This window comes from Actinomyces provencensis (assembly GCF_900155435.1).
GTDB lineage: Bacteria > Actinomycetota > Actinomycetes > Actinomycetales > Actinomycetaceae > Pauljensenia > Pauljensenia provencensis.
Genome location: NZ_LT700212.1, coordinates 3,023,177 through 3,024,739 on the forward strand (window position 1 = coordinate 3,023,177; position 1,563 = coordinate 3,024,739).

The window sequence follows — 1,563 nt, forward strand, 5'->3', positions numbered from 1 at the left end:
CCGACACGGCCCCCGACACCAGTGGCGGGCAGGCGGTGGGGGACATCGGCAGCGGGTCCGAAGCCGGGCAGCTCGCTCCTTCCTCGCGTGGCGGGGTGCCCGTCGACGAGGGCGACACGGGCCCGTCCGGGGCTCCCGGGACGCGGGGCGCCCGAGGACGACGGGGTGCCACCCGGTGAGTGCCCTGCGCCTGTTGCTGGCCGACGACGATCCGGTGTTCACCACCGCGATGGCCGACCTGCTGGGCGCGCGGGAGGACGTGGACCTGGTGGGTGTCGTCGCCGACGGTGCGGCAGCCTTGGAGGTCCTGGAGGAGAGCGAGGTGGACGTCGCCCTGCTCGACGTGGACATGCCGGTCCTCGACGGGATCGCGACGGCACGCCGGATCACCGGGTCGCGACGCCACCCCCGTGTCGTCATGCTCACCGCCTTCGAGCAGCCGGACTCCCTCGGCAGGGCGCTGGGGGCGGGCGCCAGTGGCTTCCTCACCAAGGACATGCCGGTGGACCGCCTCGTGTCCCTGCTCCACGAGGTGGTCCTGGGGGCGACGGTCATGGGGCCACGTCCGGCCACGCTGCTCGCGGACAGGTGCCGGGACCTGGATCCCCGAGGGGGTCGCGACCCGGGGTTCACCTCGACGGTGGAGGCGCTGCCCGGTCGCTACCGGGAGGTCTTCGACCTGCTCACACGTGCCGCTTCGAACCGCATGATCGCCCGGGAGCTCAACCTCAGCGAGGGCACCGCGAGGGTCTACGCCTCCAAGGTCCTCCAGCTCACGGGATGCAGGTCCCGGGCCGAGCTGGCACTGCGTGCTCTGGGGGCCCACCTGGGGTGACGCGCTGCGGGGGAGCTGGTGGACGGGCCGGGATCAGTCGCGCGTCACCGTGGATGCGGTGACGGCGTCGCGGATCGCGGCGGCCGTGACCTCGGCCGCTGCCTGCTGGAGGGCCATGTGTGCGCTCCGCCAGCGACGCAGGCCCGGGAGACCGACCTCCTCCTCGGGCAGGGGCACCTCGCCGGTGGACAGGGCGAAGACGACGTCCCCGTCGGCCAGTGTGTGGACGGGGTCCAGTGCGCGCGCCATGCCGTCGTGGGCCAGGATCGCCAGGCGCTCCAGCATCGCGCGCTCCAGGCGTGCCGAGGTGGCCAGCACCACCAGCGTGGTGTTGGCCAGCGGGGAGTCCGCGCGTGGACCGTCGACGGGGGCGTAGGGGACATCCGGTGCGCCGTAGGCATTGACCACGGCGAGGGCGGCGACCACGACCTCGCCGGGTCCGGGCGGCTCCTCGGCGTGGTGACGGGCGCGTCCTTCGACCGGTGTGCCCTCGGACGGCGGGTCCGCAGGGGATGTCCCGCGGTCCCCGTGCGCCGTGTCGGTGCTGCCGGTGGCGGGTGTGGCCGTGCTGTCCGTGGCGGGCGTGACCGCCCTGCCGGTGGCGGGCGTGGCCGTGCTGTCCGAGTGTTCGGCGAGGTCGAGGCCGCCCTCGTCAGTGGCCTCCCCATCCCCGCCGGAGAGCCTCACCCGGACCGACGCCCCGCCCACCCCTCCCAGTCCGCGCCCGT

General features: G+C 74.5%; 2 protein-coding genes. One reads left to right on the forward strand and one right to left on the reverse strand.

Annotated features, from left to right (window positions below):
- Positions 1-175: 175 nt before the first annotated feature.
- Positions 176-835: a response regulator gene (locus tag BQ9890_RS13135; RefSeq protein ID WP_078062464.1), complete on the forward strand. Its 660-nt coding sequence runs from the start codon at positions 176-178 to the stop codon at positions 833-835.
- A gap of 33 nt (positions 836-868) precedes the next feature.
- On the opposite strand, the gene BQ9890_RS15550 is transcribed toward BQ9890_RS13135, so the two are convergent.
- The coding region (locus BQ9890_RS15550) for a P1 family peptidase (RefSeq protein WP_195907683.1) at positions 869-1,563 on the reverse strand (695 nt) is incomplete at its 5' end.